Genomic DNA, 2,325 nt, shown 5'->3' on the forward strand with positions numbered 1-2,325 from the left:
GGGTAACATTGCCATGACCCCGCACCCTTCATTGCCTGAAAGCGATGCTAAAGAAATCGTTAAATACATTCTATCATTAAAAAAATAATTAAATTTTCATGACCATAGGGATAAGATCAAAACTATCGTTCATGATGTTCCTGGAGTTTTTCATCTGGGGCGCATGGTTTGTAACTTTAGGTACTTTTTTGGATAAAACGCTTCATGCTACTGGCGCACAATCCGGCGAAGTTTTTTCTACACAATCGTGGGGCGCTATTATTGCCCCGTTCATTATCGGCTTAATTGCTGACAGGTATTTTAATGCTGAGAAGATATTAGGTGTACTTCATTTAGTAGGTGCAGCTTTAATGTATCAAATGTATACGGCTGTCGATGTTTCTGTATTTTATCCCTATGTGTTAGGTTATATGGTGCTTTACATGCCAACGCTGGCGCTTGTAAACTCGGTATCGTTTAACCAGATGACTGATCCGGAAAAGGAATTTTCATCAATAAGGATTTTCGGTACCGCAGGCTGGATCATAGCGGGTATAGCTATCAGCTACATTTTTCACTGGGATTCACAGGAAGGCATTGGCCAGGGTATGCTGAAAAATACATTCCTCATGGCTGGCATAGCTTCGGCTGTGTTGGGTGTATTCAGCTTCACTTTGCCTGCAACCCCACCTAAGGTTGCCAAAGGCGAAAAGGTAAGCATCAGCCAGGTTCTTGGCCTGGATGCTTTAAAGTTGCTGAAGGATCCAAACTACGCCATCTTTTTTGTTGCCTCGATATTGATTTGTATTCCGCTGGCATTTTATTACCAAAATGCCAATAGCTTCCTTACCGATATTAAGATGGATAATCCAACTGGTAAAATGACCATTGGGCAGATATCAGAATTATTATTCCTGCTTTGCTTGCCTATTTTCTTCAAAAAAGCAGGCTTTAAATGGACAATACTTGTTGGTATGCTTGCCTGGGCGGTACGCTACGTTCTGTTCGCCTACGGCAATGCCGGCGATTTGAGCTTTATGCTGCTCATTGGTTTAGCGCTTCATGGTGTTTGTTACGACTTTTTCTTTGTATCTGGTCAGATCTATACCGACTCGAAAGCTGGTGTGCAATACAAAAGTGCCGCACAGGGTATGATTACTCTCGCTACTTATGGTGTTGGTATGTTAATAGGCTTTTTCGTAGCAGGCAAGATATCTGACAGCTATAACGGCCCTGCAGGTCACGATTGGAGAATGATCTGGCTGATACCGGCTTCTATTGCTGCAGCTGTGTTCCTGTTATTCTTCCTGTCGTTCAAAGAAAAAAAGAGCACGACCGAATAAATTACCAGCATAAACCTAAAATAAACCAATGGCATCAAATCAAAACAGGCGTTCGGCTATCAAAAGCATGATCGCGGGCACGGCCGCTATCGGCGCGTCGGGCGTATTATCTTCATTTACCACCGAAACTGAAAAACATATGCAGGCTGATGATAAGCTCAAAGGCAATATTAACCATGCTGTATGCCGCTGGTGCTACGGCGATTTTACGGTAGATCAGCTTTGTGCTGCCGCAAAAGATATCGGCATAAAAGGTATTGACCTTGTTGGTCCTTCAGACTGGCCTATACTTAAAAAATACGGTCTGTTCTCATCTATGTGTAACGGTGCCGAGATCAACCTTACCGATGGTTTTGGTGATAAGCAATTTCATGCCAAGCTGCATGAAAACTACACCAAAATGATCCCTTTGGTTGCTGAAGCCGGTTATAAAAACCTGATCTGCTTTAGCGGCAGCCGTCGCGGTAAAACTGATGAAGAAGGTTGGACTAATTGCGTTGAAGGCTTGAAACCAATGGTTGCCCTTGCCGAAAAACATAATGTTGTATTGGTAATGGAACTGCTTAACAGCAAAATTGACCATAAAGATTATCAGTGCGATAGGGTAGAGTGGGGTGCAGAGCTTTGCCGCAGGCTTGGTTCGGAAAACTTTAAACTGCTTTATGATATCTATCATATGCAGATTGACGAGGGAGATGTGATCCGTAATATCCGTGCAAACCACCAGTACATTGCGCATTACCATACAGGCGGTGTTCCGGGCCGTAACGAGATTGACGAAACACAGGAACTTTACTACCCAGCCATTATGCGTGCCATTGTTGAGGTTGGGCATAAGGGTTTTGTAGCTCAGGAGTTCATCCCTAAACAAAAAGACAAAATAGCTTCGCTTAAAAAAGCGGTGCATATTTGTGATGTTTAAACCTTACATCACCTTATCACTCTAAAAAGCTAAACTAATAAAACAAATACATGACAACCAGAAGAACATTTTTAGCACAAG

2 protein-coding genes are annotated in these 2,325 nt (G+C 42.7%); both read left to right on the top strand.

Annotated elements, in window-relative coordinates; all coding sequences use genetic code 11:
• Positions 1-98: 98 nt before the first annotated feature.
• Positions 99-1,322: a nucleoside permease gene (locus VF500_RS14810; protein WP_091211457.1), complete on the top strand. Its 1,224-nt coding sequence runs from the start codon at positions 99-101 to the stop codon at positions 1,320-1,322.
• Between the two features lie 28 nt (positions 1,323-1,350).
• On the top strand, positions 1,351-2,244 hold the full coding sequence (locus VF500_RS14815; RefSeq protein ID WP_330860406.1) for a hydroxypyruvate isomerase family protein: 894 nt from the start codon (positions 1,351-1,353) through the stop codon (positions 2,242-2,244).
• The last annotated feature ends 81 nt before the right edge of the window (positions 2,245-2,325 follow it).

The sequence above is a fragment of the Mucilaginibacter sp. genome (genome assembly GCF_036383575.1).
Taxonomy (GTDB): Bacteria; Bacteroidota; Bacteroidia; order Sphingobacteriales; family Sphingobacteriaceae; genus Mucilaginibacter.

What these genes read in the sequence shown, in the direction of transcription:
- VF500_RS14810 (WP_091211457.1), top strand. Translation starts at nt 99, where the DNA reads ATGACCATAGGGATAAGATCAAAACTATCGTTCATGATGTTCCTGGAG.
- VF500_RS14815 (WP_330860406.1), top strand. Translation starts at nt 1,351, where the DNA reads ATGGCATCAAATCAAAACAGGCGTTCGGCTATCAAAAGCATGATCGCG.